Raw genomic sequence first — 16,505 nt, forward strand, 5'->3', positions numbered from 1 at the left:
CTTACTTGCTATTTTGTTTATAATACTTAATCATCTTCGGTACAACTTCTTCGATGGTTCCATTGATTACGTAATCAGCAATCGAATTGATCGGAGCATCCGGATCATTGTTGATAGAGATGATAATACCACTTTCCTGCATACCGGCGATATGCTGGATTTGTCCTGAGATACCACAAGCAATATAGAGTTTGGGGCGAACAGTTACACCAGTCTGACCAATCTGACGGTCGTGATCTGCAAAACCTGCATCAACGGCAGCACGACTGGCGCCTACTTCTGCATGAAGTTCTTTTGCTAGGTCGAACAGTAAATTAAAGTTTTCTTTAGAACCTACACCGTAGCCACCAGATATGATAATTGGTGAACCTTTCAGATTGTTTTTAGCTTTCTCTACATGACGTTCGATCACTTTTACTACATAGTCTGTATCGGCTACATATTTCTTCACATCATGACGAATTACTTCTCCATTGTAATTTGGTGAAAGGATCTCTTTTTTCATCACACCTTCACGAACGGTTGCCATTTGTGGGCGGTGTTCAGGATTGACAATGGTAGCAACGATATTACCGCCAAATGCCGGACGAATCTGATACAAGAGGTTTTTGTAAGTTTTACCTTCTTTCTTATCCTCGTGGTCACCGATTTCCAATGAAGTACAGTCGGCAGTCAGACCACTGGTCAATGCAGAAGAAACACGCGGACCGAGGTCACGACCGATAACGGTAGCACCCATCAGACAGATTTGCGGTTGTTCTTCTTTGAAAAGATTCACCAGGATAGAAGTATGAGGAAGAGAAGTATAAGGATAAAGTCCTTCACCATCAAAAACATGGAGTTTATCTACTCCATAAGGAAGGATTTGTTTTTCGATATCTTTGAGGTCGGTTCCGGCAACCACTGCTTCGAGTTGGCAGTTTAATTGGTTGGCTAACGAACGACCTTTGGTCAGAAGTTCCAGGCTAACGTCTGCGACAATGCCTTCTTCTATTTCGCAATATACAAATAAGTTATTCATATTATTAATGTTTTTTGGTAGTTAAGTAGTGGTACTACTTAATTACTTTAACCAATTGTGTGGTTAGCTAATAGTTCAACAATTAAGTCTTCCACGTCGCGGTCGCTGCCGCTGATGGTTTTACTCTCTTTAGCCTGGAACACGATGTTCTGAATAGCTTTTACTTTGGTTGGCGAACCTGAAAGACCACATTGAACAAGATCTCCGTTTACATCGGATACACTCCATTCGGTCAGATTTAAGTAATCACGTTTGTCGTACAGGTCAGTATAATCAAGATTACCTTGTTGCTTTTCCGTAACAGTCTTAGCGTGTTTGTACTTTTGTACTAATTTTGCATTACGTGGACGGCAGGGAGCAGCAGAACCATTTACAGTGATAACGATAGGTAGAGGCCCTTCTACAGTTTCCACACCACCGTCGATATGACGTTTCACTTTGATTTTACCTTCGCCTACTTCTAGAATTTCTTCTGCGTATGTAATTTGCGTCAAACCTAACTTTTCCGCTACTTGTGGGCCTACCTGTGCAGTATCACCATCAATAGCTTGACGTCCGCCAATAATAATATCGCATTCACCAATTTTGCGGATAGCAGTAGCGAGTGCATAAGAAGTGGCCAGTGTATCTGCACCGGCAAAAGCGCGGTCGGTTAATAAATATCCATTATCTGCACCGCGGAAAAGTCCTTCACGAATAATATCGGCTGCACGTCCCGGTCCCATTGTCAGAATGGTAACGGTGGAGCCGGATGAGCATCTTTCAGTCGAAGAGCTTGCTCAAGAGCATTCAGGTCTTCGGGATTGAAGATGGCAGGGAGTGCCGCACGGTTAATCGTTCCGTCGGCTTTCATGGCATCTTTCCCAACGTTACGTGTGTCGGGAACTTGTTTAGCCAATACAACAATTTTCAAACTCATGTTATTAATTTTAGTATTAGTATTTCTACAAGTTAGTAGCCAGTAGTCAAGTAGTAATGTCATGCTATCTAACTATCCGGTTAACTATCAGTGTGCAAATTTACGCAAACACTTGGTTCTGACAAGAAAACTGCATAAAAAATGCACATGCTTAAGGAATTTGAGCAAAAGAGAGGGGATTAAGGTGTGTATGTTAATACTTTCCATTGTTCACCCCGATAAACCAATATAAAACTAAATTCCTCAAATTTTTTTTGAGGAATTTTAGTTTTATACCATGTTTCCAATATGGAGTTTAAGATTTATTTTTGTTCATCCCTGATTGGCCGTACTGAAAAACCGTATGCATTGTTAGTGCCATAAATGATTCCCAGAGGCGCGTTTATAGGCTGTGTTGTGTTTGTCGTGTATTGCCTATAATCAATTGAAAATAATAGAGTACTGCTTGATGCAGTAGTATTTACACTTCCCTGAAAACCGGATGTGGCTATAAAAGTAAGTTTGGAGTGAGCCGCCCAAGTGCCATATTCAATAGTGCGGTTGGCTGTTCCCATGTCCCGTAAACCCGTAGATGGGAAGACAACTGTGTTTCCTGATCTTGTCGTTAACTCCCAGCCTATGTTTATTCTACTGTGTAAATCTAATATCGCTTTAAAACTATTTGCATCCTCTTCCTTTTTACTGCTTCCTAAAACGATTCCTTCTTTTGCAAATGTGGAAAAGACTGACGGTGGCGGTACCTTATATCCGGCCGGAGACGGATCATATACAGTTTTGACTACATATATATTATTGGGATAATTGGCCGTTCCAGTTTTCCCATTTACGATAAGCTGTGAATTCCAAAAGTTTGCAATCGTCTTTTGTCTATAATCTTCAGAACTTCCATCGTGCCAATGACGTCTCTTATAGTTTGCATCATTATATTCGGGGTTACTTTCATCTTTAGGTATGTTGTTATTGTACATAAAGAAATGATAAGGTGCCCGAATGGTTGCACCTATCGGTACTGTACTATTTTGGGATGTGAACCTGTAGTTAGGAGTGGAATAGAATACTTTATTTGCGATGTCGAATTGTTCTTCTTTTTCACCAGCCAAAGTGCGTATTTCTTCATTGTACACTCCCGGAAGCATCGGATCTTTACGTCCCCACTGGTAATATGTGTTGTCACCAGCTATAGATGCGATTACAGCAGGCTGTGTGAAAGCGATCACACCATTCTCGTTGGGCTGAGATACTCCAGTAATGTTTGTTGGCTTAATAACAACTTCACCTTTTCCTGGAATAATTGCCTTAATACGCATCAGTACAGGTCTTTCCTTATCTCCTTCATGCGGAGTACAATAGCCAAGATTAGATGGGGCAAAAAGGAATTCTTTACCTTCCTCATTATTTAGCCCGGTATTTATGGACTGAGTCCAATTGTAGTGTGTTACCCAAATATGCCAGCTCCACAATATGTTGGAGTTACTGAGTACGGCAATTACTGCATTACCCTGATTAAGACTTTCTTGAGGTACGCAGAAGTGTACCCATCCATCTTTATATTCGATTTCGGTGACGAGATCCGGACTGTCTTGCCATATAAGCACCGCTTTTTCAATGCCTTGGATTGGGCCCTGAGCGACAGTACGATTGTCACCAGCAACAAAGTCCTTCAGAATCTTATTTTTCATAACCTCATCGGTTATATCCGAATGACAGGAATATGCTTTGTCATCACCATTCTTATATGTATTTCCGTAATAGGCAGGGAACTTATAGTGTCCATGATCGTGAACCATATAACAATTTGCACTGTGATTGGAAAGAGTATTGTTTCCAACAAGGTCCCAGTCTTTCTTACCTTCCGTTGTCGAGATGCCCTCAAATACACGCTGAGAAGCGGTGAAACTTGGTTGTGCAGGCAGAAGAATAGTTCCTTTTGTTGATTCACCAACGGCCTTAATTGTAGCATCTGATACCGGATTCCATCCATAAGTCCTGTTACCGTCATTTGTATTCCAGTTGATTCCTCCGTCAGTAGAATATTCTATCTCAAAAGAAAGATCAAGTGTTTTTGTCTCGGCCTTTTCTTGCATCACATTGATGTATGCAGTAATATCTACATCGTGCAAGAACCCACTAACTGGGAGATAAGCTGCTTTATCCTCATCGGTCATGGGAATGTTAGCCACATCAAAAGTTCCTTCTCCGAATTTATATCCTCCGTTCGGCCACTGGCCGTTGCGGTTTACCGTCATTTTAAATACTGGCTCGATGACGATGCCTGTGGAACTGACAGAGTAGGTGACGCGCTTTCCAACGGGCCATGTGGTGTCCTTCAGATTGGCAACCAAAGTACGGGGAGTGCCAGTAGGTTCATCAGTGAAATAGATAATCAACTGTGCATCTTCCGGTAGAGTCTGAGGAATCATCATAAATGTGAATTCATTATCTGTGATCACAGTTCCAGGTTTCGCATTGCCTTTGTCATCCTTATTCTCTGACAAATCTACGTTGATATCTTTTATTTCAAACGCTTTCGGCTCTCCTTGTGGAGTCCATGTAGAGCCAATCTTATATTTTCCTTCTCCGTATACATTTAAAATTTCTACTCCGGTAATCTTGCCGGCGAGCATATTGTCACCTGCCTTTATCGTAATAGCCGTAAGTGCATGCCCGAACTCCAGATTCACAGCTCCTTCTGAGCCATCCCCCGCACAGTCTTTGACGGCATATAGGAGGTCAGGCTGTTCTTTTACATCTAAAGGTACGGTATAAGTGAGTGTGGGAATACCTTGTGCACTGTTTGATGAATGAATGACTGCATCTTCGGAATTATCCGAATAGGGATGATATGCGAAAAACCTTATCCTTCCTGAATTTACCCACTCGAGTTTTTCGTCGGTTTTCCACGTCCCGTCTTTTGGGGTCATTTTCAAATTATGGGCGAAATTTGTAGTCCATTTATTATCTTCATCTTTTTCAGGCCAAGTTCCAGTGTAGCATATTGCGGAGAGACCGAATCCCGTTTTTTCCAATGATTCTGTAGATGTTACCGGTACTCCCCTGGTAATCGTTTCATGACCATTATTTTCAGTTGGTTCCGAAATTTTAGTAACAAGATAAAGCGGCTCTGCATCCGATGATTGTGACATTTTTCTTATACTCGTGCCTGTGGTTGCGGAGGACGCACAGCCGGTCCAATTCTTCTGAACCTTAACATCGAACGAGAGATTTCCTGATAAGTTTTGATACCTACCGAAGTCGTCTGTTACACATGACGATCCGAACAAGGTCAGCATGCACAATGACATGCCGACCATAATTACATTGATCGAATGCAATAAACCGTTTTTTCGCATAGTTGCAAAAAGTGATTAGTTCATATCAATATCCGTATCTTTGGCATTAGTCCATTCTGCTATAGTTACCTTGAATGTAATCGGATTTTCAAGTATCTTGTCACCCGGATTCTTGTCGTCCGGCATTGGCTCAATTGTTATGCCTCCATCACCTGTTTCCGGTAAACCTTCCGGCAGATTTATTGGGGGGTATAAACCACCACCGCTAGTCTTTCCGCAGAATTCCAGATTGTAAGTGTATTTTGTACCGGCACTCCAATTAAAATCAACAGGAATGCAAGTATATCCATATATTTCTGCATTCATATCAGTATTATCGTTGATTGGGAAGAGTCGATGGAGATGTGTAGCGTTTGGATTTTCTTCTGTGCCTTCCTTGCCCTCTTCCTGATGAATCTCTCCAGGGTGTTCCGCCATGATTCGGCAAAGTAACAGGATGTATGCACCCTGATCGGTACTTTCTTTTAAGGTGGCCTTGGCAGTTTGCTGAGGTATTGGCATCAAATCAGTGGATTTTTGGTCTTTGTGGATAATATTGGCAGGGCTTCCGTTTGTGATTGTTGGAGCCTTCTCACTGAATATGACACCATAAGTTGCAGATTGATTATCTGTTAATTGCCAGTCAATTTGCTCTGTAACACTCTTGAAGTTGAGATCTGCCTGACTCTTTGCATTTACAAACCAGGCACCTTTTAGCACCATGAATTTAGACGGATCACCGCTTGCAAGTGTAAGGTTGATATTAGATAATGCATGTTGAAAGTTAAGCTCAACACTTGTTCCATGATCAGTATGCTCGGCAGAAGTATATGCTACGACAAGATCTTTGTGCTCCGATCCACCCTTTTCGAATGAGTTCGGGAGTGAATATTCTTTAAGCTTTTTTTGTGTGTTGTCAATGTAGGGTTTTACACTTATATCAGAAGGTCCGTAGGCCCAAAAATGAATTTTATTTACTCCTGCAGGCCAATATACTGGCATGCCATCTTTTGTTGTGAGATTATAAATATTATCGTCTGTGCTTTTTGTAGCAATTCCATTTTCTAAAAAGAATGTCGGATAGTTTTCTGCATCCCCCCATACCTTAAAATCCTTTAGGGTACTCAATGTCGTTTCTACGGCACGTGTTTCCATACGAGTGCTGAAGGAGATTGCTTCTCCGGAATAGGATTTCACCAATTCATCATTGGAACAGCTGGCAAGCACTATTGTAGCTATCACTGCCGCTCCGAAAAGTTCAAAATGCTTTTTCATTGTTCTCATATTTTTTAGTTTCTATTAATAATTAATTTTTAATTCATTGGAATGTCAATGTCGACCTCTTCCCATTCTGAAATGTCCGGCTTCATACCTTCTCCTTCTCCCTTAAGTTCAAGGCCTGCCACAATTATATGTATATGTTTGGAATCAGGAGCGTTGTGTATCTGTTCCGTAACATCAAAGTGTGCATAGTCCTTTTCTGAAGTATAAATGGACAAATGATGCTGTCCGGTGTGCTCCGGATTGTCACCGAAGATCACAAAGCGTGATTCAAGAGTGGTTTCATCCTTACGAGAAAGATCGAAAGGAATGGTAGCGGTTATGTCAGAGAGTGTGTTGTCCGCGATTTTCCAACTTTGCGCCATCCCGGACATGGCGGCACTGACATAAATGTCATCTCTCATATTTTTCACATCGCGAACTTCCACAGTGTATACGGAAGTGGCTTCAACCGGCTTCAGTGTGACGGACTGGCCTTCGACTCCCCGTAAAATCTCTATATATTCATAGCTTCCTCCCCAAATATTTTCCAATATATCATTTACAGGTTCGTCTTTGGAATCGTCCGGACGTGGCGGTGCATTCAGATTGTTGTCTTTGCCCATAGGGGAGAGGAGGGAAATCTGTTTTGTTGTCAGTTCATATTCTCCATATGTGTTTCCTCTCTCTACAAGAGTACTCATTGCACCGTTATGAAACAGGAATTTGTATTCGCCAGCTTCTATCCTGAACGAACCTCCTTTGCGTGAGGTGAACTCCACAGTCGTATAGTGACTTCCGTCATTATTGAAAATTTGAAGTACCATTGTGTTCGGAGCAGCATCGGGTATGTCTGTCCAGTCAAAGTTCACTTCAAAGTCAACCATGTGCGAATGGTCAAAGCAGAGTTCCCTATTTTGGCATGATACTGAGGTGCATATCAGTACCGCAACAAATAGATACTTCCCGGAAATCATGAGATGATACTTACTTATTTTTTTAAAAAACGGAAATCATTTTGCACCTCCTTTTTCTTTTCGTCCTCCGATGAACCACACAAGAGAAATTTCCATCTTTGTCGGACCGAACCATTTTCTGATATGTGTAGAATCCCACACGTAACAGTTGTCCTGCGGATGGTATTTCATATAGCTCCCTTGGAGGTATCCTAGACCAAGACTGAAGTCGATATTAAAATGATTACCTACAGGAAGAGAATAGCCATATGATAAGCCTACGCCCCAGCTCCATTTGTCGCTGAGATATCCTGTGCTACCCCATCCAAAGTCGTATGTCACCATCTGTCCGTAGATTCCCACATGGTGACCGCACATGAACGATTTGAATTCTTTGTGTGGAGAAAACCATTTGCGTACTTCAAGGTTTCCCCCGTATGTGCGCCAACTGATGTTCTTTGCATTACTGTTCCACCATGCGTACATCCAGTTCGTCTCCACAGACCAGTTTTTTCCGATGGGAATTTCTATTCCTATGTTCGGCACAGCCACTATGTCATAAAGCATGTTTGTTTTCAGGAGTACCGTAGATTTCTTGTCTTTGGACATTGGCACCGTAGGTACCTGTTGTACCGATTCAGCAAGTGTTTCTTCGACCTGCATTGTAAATTCGGTTGTTCCTTCCACTACATTTTCTTCTGTAGACAGTTGCTCTACTACATTTTTGGGGATACCATTATCAGATGGTACATTTTCCTGTATATATTCTATACGGACGGCAGCATTGCGCAAATCCGGGAAAAAGTTGTTTTCCATATACTTCCATGCACGCCCTCCATACAACATTCCTAAACGCTTTTTCTTGCCGTCGATGATGCGACGGTTCTTGTCATATATGAATAAAGGTGTGTGGTCGATGATTTCTATCGCCATATCGCGCCAAGGCTGGTCTGTGACTGCAATCATGTTACGGAGAGCTTCCCAATCGATATCAGATGCAACAACCTTGATGGCCGTATCCGGAAGTGTTGTCCTGTCCAGTAGGTATTGACGCAAAAGCGAGGCACGTTTCCCAACAAGGCTCCTATTTTTGTCCACAAAACCTTCAGGAGAGGCATTTCCTTTTATGGATATGGATTTTATACTTGTTAGGGGATCTGTATCAAGACTGTTAATCAATGTTACAAGACGATCTAGAGTTGCTTTGTTGTCGCGAAAAAGAGAATCGACAACGGAATAACCTTTTTTATATTGTATTTGTATAGAAAGGCTGTTTTGTGACACAATTTTTTCTTCTTTTTGAGTCACCGGTTCTTGAGCCTGCAAGTGAAATACTGTAAATAATAAGAAGAAACCAATAGCTTTTTTCATTTAATACCCAAACGTATATATATGAATTAATCTATTTTATTATACAATTACTTAAATTTGCCGCAAATTTACATATTATATTTTTAAAAAACAATTTTTTTTCGCAAAATCTGTTTTGTTTGAGGTGGATTGCTAGTATGTAATCAACTATTTATAAATATAATAATTGAACAATACGTTCATCCGGATCTACGGTGAACTGTTCATTGGGAAGGTTTACAAGTATCACTTTGATTTCTACATGGTAGTTCACTAAAAGGAAATGCTGTTAATTTTAAAACTGATTGTGGAATGCCCCCTGCATCTGAATTAAACATCTTCTGGTGTTATATTATGTAGAATAGCGTTATCGTAAATCTATTTATGATGTCATCTTTCATTAGAACGAATTTTGTACCGGCTTCTTTTTCTAACTTCAATAGCTTGGGTGAACTTATGGAAAATTTAGATGAGATTATTTGATAATCTTTGAAAATCTCTATATTTGTGTGAATTTAAATAGAAACACCCCCTTTGGATATGCCTAAGTTCTGCCTTTGTTTAATACTATGGATACTGGGAATCTTTTATAGTGGCTCAGTATTACGAGCTGAGGCTGTATCCGACTTAAAATTTATTCCTATTCAATCTAAATTGCTTCCTTCTAATGAAGTTCGAAAGTTGTATCAGGATTCAGATGGATATATTTGGATACCAACCTATAATGGTCTTGTTAGGTATGATGGATATAACATAATTACTTATGGACTTTATAATGGAATAGATGAATCCTTTAATTCATACCTCAACGCTGTAGTTGAGGATGATTCTAAGAATTTGTGGATCGCTACTGAAAAAGGTTTATATCAACTAAATAAAATAACAGGCAAATTATCCTATATTCGTTCTGACGAGTTAGGGCAACTGAATGCTGCTGATTTATTGTATGGGACAGGTAAAAGTTTATGGATTGGGGGAGACAAAGGACTCTTTAGAAAAGGTAAGGATGAGGATTTTGAACGTATCGATTTAAAAGAACCTTCAGGAAAAAGGGTGTTACATATTAGTTCTATAATGGAAGATTCCCGGCAGAATTTATGGATTACGGCTTGGGAGCAGGGATTATTCCGATATGATATTAAAAATAAAAAACTGTATTCTTATATTGATCCGGTACTTCGGAACGCTAATGTGGTATTTGAAGATGCAAATCATTCTATATGGGTGGGAACATGGGGAAAAGGATTGCTGAAATTGAATAACCCTTATACATCTGGGAGTATGTACTATAAACAATATATTCATGATGAAAAAAACTCCAATTCTTTATTGGATGACATCATATATGATATAGAACAGGATAACGAACATCGACTTTGGATTGGAAGTAGAAGTGGATTAAGTATTCTTTGTAATGAACAGGATATAAACTCTTTTAAAAATTTTGTTCCGGATGGTGAATATGGGAGCTTACCCTATAATGAAGTTAGTTCTATTTTACGTACCCGAGATAATCTCATGTGGATTAGTATGTTTGGAGGAGGATTCTGTAAAATTCAAACTGAAAGTAATAAGTATGGGGTAGACAATTTAGAGATTGTAAAAGAGAAATATAATACCAATTCGGTGAGAAGTATTTGTCAGGCAGGCGAGAATGAATTCTGGATGGGAATTATAGGATTTGGCATGATTAAATATAATTTGGAAACACAGAACTGTGTAAACTACGTGGATATTCCGGAATTTAAATCATTGTCTTATACTTCCACTGTGGATGCAATTATTAAAAGGAAAAATGGTGAGATTTGTTTTGGAACCTGGAATGCCGGACTTTGGTTTTATAATGAAACGGATCGTAAAATAACTTTGTTGAACCAATACGTGAATCGTAAGTTTAAAGATGACTGCATTCATGTTTTAAGAGAAGATTCGGAAGGGAACTTATGGATAGGAACAAGAAAAGGCGTATATATATTGGATACACAAGGACAATTTTATACCTTGTCTGAATGGCTTCATTTTGATACGGATTTGGTATCTTCCAATATATTTGATATTAAAGAAGACCAAGATAAGAATATCTGGATTGCAACCAATTATGAGGGTGTTAGTCGGATTAATTTATCTACAAGACAATATAAGAAGTATCCTGTTATAGGTAAGAAGGAGATATACAATACCAATTGTTTATTAGTTGATTCCCATCAGCGAATCTGGGTGGGAACGATGTGGAGCGGTTTGGCTTATTATCAAAAAGAAACAGATTCCTTTGTTACGGTCTCTTCGATTTCAACCATTGAGAATAAGGGCATATTAAATATATTGGAAGACGATAATGGAAGGATATGGATTACAACTAATAGTGCGGTACTTTCATTTGAAGTCAATGACTCTTTCCAAATGGAGAAAATAAACTATTATACAGTGTCTAATGGTGCTTCAGAGTTTTTTTTCAATAAAAATGCTTCTTTTAAAATGCCCGATGGAAGGATTATATTTGGTGGTTCACAAGGACTTCGAATATTTGAATCAAGTCAGATTGTTGAGGATACGCCCTTATTCTATTCTTTGGCATTTACTGATTTTCGGATTCATAACCAATCTTTGAGAGATTTCCCTGAAAAGAAAAGAGAAAAATTGGCTAAATATGATATTGATTATACAAAGGAGATAACATTGACACATGATAAGAATAATTTTTATATTGAGTTTTCGCTTTTGAATTATGAAAATCCTCAAGAAAATCTTTATTCTTATCAATTGGAAGGTTATGATGAAAAAGAAGTTGTTGTGGACGCCCAACAACGTTTTGCCATTTATAATAATTTACCTGCCGGTACATATACTTTCAGATTAAAAGGAACCAGCGCAAGTGGAGTATGGAGTAAGCATGAAAAGACATTGACTATTCATATCCTGCCCGAACCCTGGAAGTCATGGTGGGCTTATTTATTGTATTTCTTAATTGGAGGTACTTTATTCTATTTTGTGATTCGTTTTATACATTATCGCTGGAAAATGCAGCATGAAATCCAGATCAGTAAGCTTGAAAAACAGAAAATAGAAGAGATAAACCATGTTAAACTCCAGTTCTTTACAAATATTACTCATGAACTGATGACACCTCTCAGTATTATTCTTGCCTCATTAGAGAATCTAAAGAATAATACGGGTGATCAATCGTCTTTGTACTCGATTATGTCGTCCAATGTAATACGATTGATGCGCCTGATACAACAAGTATTAGAATTTAGAAAGGTAGAGAGTGGAAACCTGAAGATATGTGTATCTAGCGGAAATATTTCCGAGGCTGTTGAGAACTGCATAGAAGCTTTTGCCCCATTGGTTGCAAAAAAACTACTAAAGATAGATTTTCTTAGTGATCCGGAGATAATCATCGGATATTACGACTCGGATAAGTTGGATAAAATCATTTATAACTTGTTGTCAAATGCCGCTAAATATACCCCTGAAAAAGGAAAAATTAGTGTGAACTTACGATTGATTGAGGATTCCGGAATACAAATAGAGTGTATTAATACCGGAGAACCTATGAGTAAAGGTAAAATGAACACACTTTTTCAGCGATTTTATGAAGGAGATTATAGAAAATACCACACTATTGGAACAGGAATCGGATTATCTTTAGTGAAAGACCTGGTAGAAAAACATCATGGAGAGATAACAGTACAAAGCGAGGAAAATATAGGCAATTGTTTCAGAATAGTCCTTCCTATCACCAAAGAAAGTTATCAGGAAGATGAGATTGATGATTCTGTTAAGTCGCAAATTGTATCGGGTTTACCGTATATAATGTGCGAAAGCGGAGCTAATACCGAAGAATTGGAACGTATTGATGGTGTACAATCTGATTATACAATCCTGATTGTAGATGATAATGAGGAGTTGTGCATGTTATTCTCCAATTTGTTTGCTAATTATTTCCATGTAAAAACAGCATATAATGGAAAGCAAGGACTTGAAATACTCGAAAGTACCTCTATTCATTTGATCGTTTCGGATATTATGATGCCTGAAATGGATGGAATAGAGTTTTGTCAGACAGTTAAAAGCAAGTTTGAGTTTTGCCATATACCGGTTATCTTATTGACGGCCAGAGGAACCGAGGAAAGTCAAATAGAGGGTTATAATTCGGGAGCGGACGGATATATCAGTAAACCATGTAATTTCTCTTTATTATACGCTCAAATAATGAACCTTCTTAAAAAACAAGAGCGGAAAGGTGCTGATTTTAGGAAGCAAATCGTTTTTGAAGTAGGAAAACTGGAATATACCTCTATGGACGAAAGTTTTATTCAAAGAGCTATTGATTGTGTAAACTCACATTTAGGTGATTGTGAATTCGGACAACAGGAGTTTGTAAGAGAAATGGGAACATCCCGCACTGTGCTTACCGAGAAACTGAAATCTTTAACGGGATTGACTCCCTCCATTTTTATATTAAATGTACGTTTAACTGCTGCCTGTAAGTTACTCGAAGAGCAGAAAAAAATGAGAATAGCGGATCTGGCATATTCTGTTGGTTTCAACGATCCGAAATATTTTAGTACCTGTTTTAAAAAGAAATATTCATTGTCTCCTAAAGAATATATGGATCGTTTACAATCCTAGTGTAGGCTTATTCTGTACATATTATATCTTCTGAAGACTTTAGAGAGGTATTCCGGTAAATATTCGACCTTTTACTGATCGAAGCTCCCTATCTTTGAATTGTCTGGAAAGATAATGACCAGGCAATTCCTATTTGTTAATCTTAAAATCTGATCTATTATGATGTACAACAAACCACCCTAGCCCCCCTGTTACTAAAATCCTTTTGTCTAATATTTATTTTTGCTAAACTAATAATCTTGCTATTTATCATGAAAATAGAAAACACATTATTAAGAATCTGCTTTATTCCTATTTTATATATAGGAATGATGATATGTAGCTCCTCATGTACTGATGAAAATGAAAAGAATGATCAAAATCAACCTTTTAAATCTGTCTCTGTAGAAGTAGATAAAGAGAAAGTACTAGCGGAAGTGGTAGATGGGAAGTATCTTTCATTATCTTTTGAGACTGCGGAGAATTTCTCAGAAGCAAAACTTGATATTGAATTAAACGATGGTTATGAATTGATTTTCCCTACAGATATTAATAAAGCGGATCTGGCTAATTATCCTGTATTAAACTTCAGAGCACCTGATCACCGAATTGTTAAATATTGGTTTAATATCTTTTCCAAAGCTTTTCCTATTGTCGATGAAACTAAAATAGGAGTATTAGGGTTGCCTAATAGCGTTACTGTCCAGAATTCTACCAAGGAAGTTTTGGTCAATTTCAATAAGAGTCTCATGGATATGAGTAATGTTGAGTTGCATTTTGATGAAGGAGCTTTAATGGAAGGAGCTGAAATCATGAGCGATCTGGTTTATGATTTTACCCAAGATCTCACTCAAGATCTTATTATTGAATTAGGTGGAATAGACCGTCCCTATAAAGTAAGATTGAATGTTGCTACGGCAATGGGTGATCCGAAATCTTACGGATTTACTAATGTTACAAATAACTTTGTAGATACTCAGAAATATCCTTTTGTTTCGGTATATACAGCTAATTCAGTGGTAAAAGTTCCTGTGAGAAATGATGCTCCTGAAACACCTTGGAGCTGGGATGTATCTCCGGATAGAGTTCCTGAGTACCTCGCATATATCGGTGATTGGAGTGTAAACAGACCAACGGAAACTATTAATAATACTCTTTTTGCCATTGCTACTATGGATGTCAAGAAAGCCTATGCTTCGATGAAATCCAATAATCAGCTGCAAATAGCTGTAAAAGACGCAGGTGGATTGATTACGATGAGTGGAAAGCCCATTGGTGAGAATACAATGCTTTATTGGAATGGACAAATACTAAGCAGAATAAATACCGGAGAAGCCGGATGGAGAGCAGCGGTAGGTTTTGATGAAGAAGGCAAAGTATCCTTCTATAATGCTTCTATTCAGGATGATAAAATGATCCGTATGCCTAATTATGAGTCGTACCCTGACAATTACTTGACTACCGCATCTGATTGGGATGTGATATCTGCCGCTTGCGGACATCCTTGGCTAGTGAGAAATGGACATTGCATGACACGATTAGAGATGTACGTCAATGATGCTACCAATTGGGAGATTGCTCTTGGAGAGGCATGGAACGGAACTCGTGCCCGCTCTTTTATAGGTATTACCTATGATAATAAGGTAGGTTGCGCGGTGGTTGCGGATGGAATGAGCACTTGTCAAGCTGCTTGGGTACTTGAGAAACTGGGATGGAAAGATGTTTTCTATGTAGGCGGAAACTACTATATGGCTAATGATTTCATTCCTACATTGTGTGTCAATGGACAACTAGTGGTAGGTGATATGAATCAGCAGGCACAATATTGCGTTGCTATTGATGCAAAATAATAACTTTAAATGAGATATTATGAAAAAAAATATATACTTGATTATTGCATCCCTATTATTGCCTTCTACATTGATGGCTGTTTCCGGAAATGAGCTAAATAAAAAGTTTCCGGAAGTAAGTTCTGAGGTAGTGCTGAAGGGGGATAGAGCCATCGTGTATAAAGGAAAAATATTGGATGATAAGACTTCGGAACCATTAATAGGGGCGACCATCCTTGTAAAAGGAACCACTATTGGGACGGTTACTGATATAAACGGTGAATTTCAGTTAAGTGTATCTGATGACATCAATCCTGTTATTTTTGAGATATCTTTTATCGGGTATGTAAAAAAAGAAATAACTCCTCGCAAGAATTCGGACATTGTAATTCGTTTGGTGGAAAATATGGAGACATTGGAAGAAGTGCAAGTGGTTGCGTATGGTAAGCAAAGTAAGATGTCTGTCACCGGAGCTATCTCTTCCATTAATACCAAAGATCTGTTGAAGTCGCCCAGTGGAAGTGTAGCTAATGCTTTGGCGGGTGCTATCACAGGTGTCTCTAGCGTGCAAACATCTGGGCAGCCTGGTGCGGAAGATCCGAATATATATGTTCGTGGAACCGGATCATTAACAGCTAGTGCTTCCAAACCACTTATATTGGTGGATGGAGTAGAACGTTCCTTTTTCCAGATGGACCCTAATGAAATAGAAAGTATCACCGTTTTAAAAGATGCGGCTTCTACGGCTGTATTTGGTGTACGTGGCGCAAATGGAGTCATTCTTGTAACCACTAGGCGTGGTGTGGCAGGTAAACCGAAGATTTCGTTAAGTTCTTCTTTCGGTTTGACACAGGCTTTAAGAAACCTGAAAGGAGTAGACAGCTATAGTTATGCAAGTTTATATACTGAAGCGCAACGCAATGACAATCCTAATATTTCAGATGATCAATTAAAGTTTTCTCCATATGTGACAGAGATGTTTCGTACCAAAGCAGATCCTATTATGTTTCCTAGTGTAGATTGGGGTAAATACATCTTTAAGGATTTGGCTTGGCAGACTCAACACAACGTTACATTATCTGGTGGTGCCGACCGTTTTAGGTACTTTGTTTCATTGGGATACTTAGGGCAAGATGGTATGATGAAGCGTACTTATGAGGTTTATGATCCTAATTATTCATATAAACGCTTCAATTATCGCTCGAATGTAGATATTGATTTAACGAAGTT

At 38.8% G+C, this 16,505-nt stretch carries 8 protein-coding genes and 1 pseudogene; 3 read left to right on the plus strand and 6 right to left on the minus strand.

The features are described from left to right. Position 1: 1 nt before the first annotated feature. The 6 genes and pseudogenes from JCM17102_RS16540 to JCM17102_RS16565 form a co-directional block, all read right to left on the minus strand. Complete coding sequence (locus JCM17102_RS16540) at positions 2–1,021, minus strand: electron transfer flavoprotein subunit alpha/FixB family protein (RefSeq protein ID WP_025075962.1); 1,020 nt, start codon at positions 1,019–1,021, stop codon at positions 2–4. Positions 1,022–1,068: 47 nt separating this feature from the next. Then, a pseudogene (locus JCM17102_RS28050) lies at positions 1,069–1,940 on the minus strand (electron transfer flavoprotein subunit beta/FixA family protein). A gap of 302 nt (positions 1,941–2,242) precedes the next feature. Beyond that, entirely contained in the window at positions 2,243–5,290 is a 3,048-nt protein-coding gene (locus JCM17102_RS16550) for a fimbrillin family protein (protein ID WP_025075963.1), read from the minus strand. Between the two features lie 15 nt (positions 5,291–5,305). Continuing rightward, the gene (locus JCM17102_RS16555; protein ID WP_081800228.1) at positions 5,306–6,553 is read right to left on the minus strand and encodes a fimbrillin family protein; all 1,248 of its coding nucleotides are present in this window, start codon (positions 6,551–6,553) and stop codon (positions 5,306–5,308) included. A gap of 29 nt (positions 6,554–6,582) precedes the next feature. After that, entirely contained in the window at positions 6,583–7,506 is a 924-nt protein-coding gene (locus JCM17102_RS16560; protein WP_025075965.1) for a DUF5119 domain-containing protein, read from the minus strand. Between the two features lie 36 nt (positions 7,507–7,542). Continuing rightward, a complete protein-coding gene (locus JCM17102_RS16565) occupies positions 7,543–8,856 on the minus strand; it encodes a DUF3575 domain-containing protein (protein ID WP_025075966.1) in 1,314 nt (437 codons plus the stop codon). 519 nt (positions 8,857–9,375) lie between these two features. On the opposite strand from JCM17102_RS16565, the gene JCM17102_RS16570 reads away from it, so the two are divergent. From JCM17102_RS16570 to JCM17102_RS16580, 3 genes are all read left to right on the plus strand, one after another. Next, positions 9,376–13,467, plus strand: a complete 4,092-nt coding sequence (locus JCM17102_RS16570; RefSeq protein WP_025075967.1) for a hybrid sensor histidine kinase/response regulator transcription factor — start codon at positions 9,376–9,378, stop codon at positions 13,465–13,467. A gap of 251 nt (positions 13,468–13,718) precedes the next feature. Further along, positions 13,719–15,296 (plus strand): phosphodiester glycosidase family protein, encoded by a 1,578-nt coding sequence (locus tag JCM17102_RS16575; RefSeq protein ID WP_025075968.1) that lies wholly within the window; start codon positions 13,719–13,721, stop codon positions 15,294–15,296. Between the two features lie 19 nt (positions 15,297–15,315). Then, the coding region (locus tag JCM17102_RS16580) for a SusC/RagA family TonB-linked outer membrane protein (protein ID WP_025075969.1) at positions 15,316–16,505 on the plus strand (1,190 nt) is incomplete at its 3' end.

It is taken from the genome of Bacteroides faecichinchillae JCM 17102 (assembly GCF_000614145.1).
Classification (GTDB): Bacteria; Bacteroidota; Bacteroidia; order Bacteroidales; family Bacteroidaceae; genus Bacteroides; species Bacteroides faecichinchillae.

Excerpts from the sequence above, each read along its gene's own strand:
- JCM17102_RS16540 (WP_025075962.1), bottom strand. The coding sequence starts at position 1,021 with ATGAATAACTTATTTGTATATTGCGAAATAGAAGAAGGCATTGTCGCA.
- JCM17102_RS16550 (WP_025075963.1), bottom strand. The coding sequence starts at position 5,290 with ATGCGAAAAAACGGTTTATTGCATTCGATCAATGTAATTATGGTCGGC.
- JCM17102_RS16555 (WP_081800228.1), bottom strand. The coding sequence starts at position 6,553 with ATGAGAACAATGAAAAAGCATTTTGAACTTTTCGGAGCGGCAGTGATA.
- JCM17102_RS16560 (WP_025075965.1), bottom strand. The coding sequence starts at position 7,506 with ATGATTTCCGGGAAGTATCTATTTGTTGCGGTACTGATATGCACCTCA.
- JCM17102_RS16565 (WP_025075966.1), bottom strand. The coding sequence starts at position 8,856 with ATGAAAAAAGCTATTGGTTTCTTCTTATTATTTACAGTATTTCACTTG.
- JCM17102_RS16570 (WP_025075967.1), top strand. The coding sequence starts at position 9,376 with ATGCCTAAGTTCTGCCTTTGTTTAATACTATGGATACTGGGAATCTTT.
- JCM17102_RS16575 (WP_025075968.1), top strand. The coding sequence starts at position 13,719 with ATGAAAATAGAAAACACATTATTAAGAATCTGCTTTATTCCTATTTTA.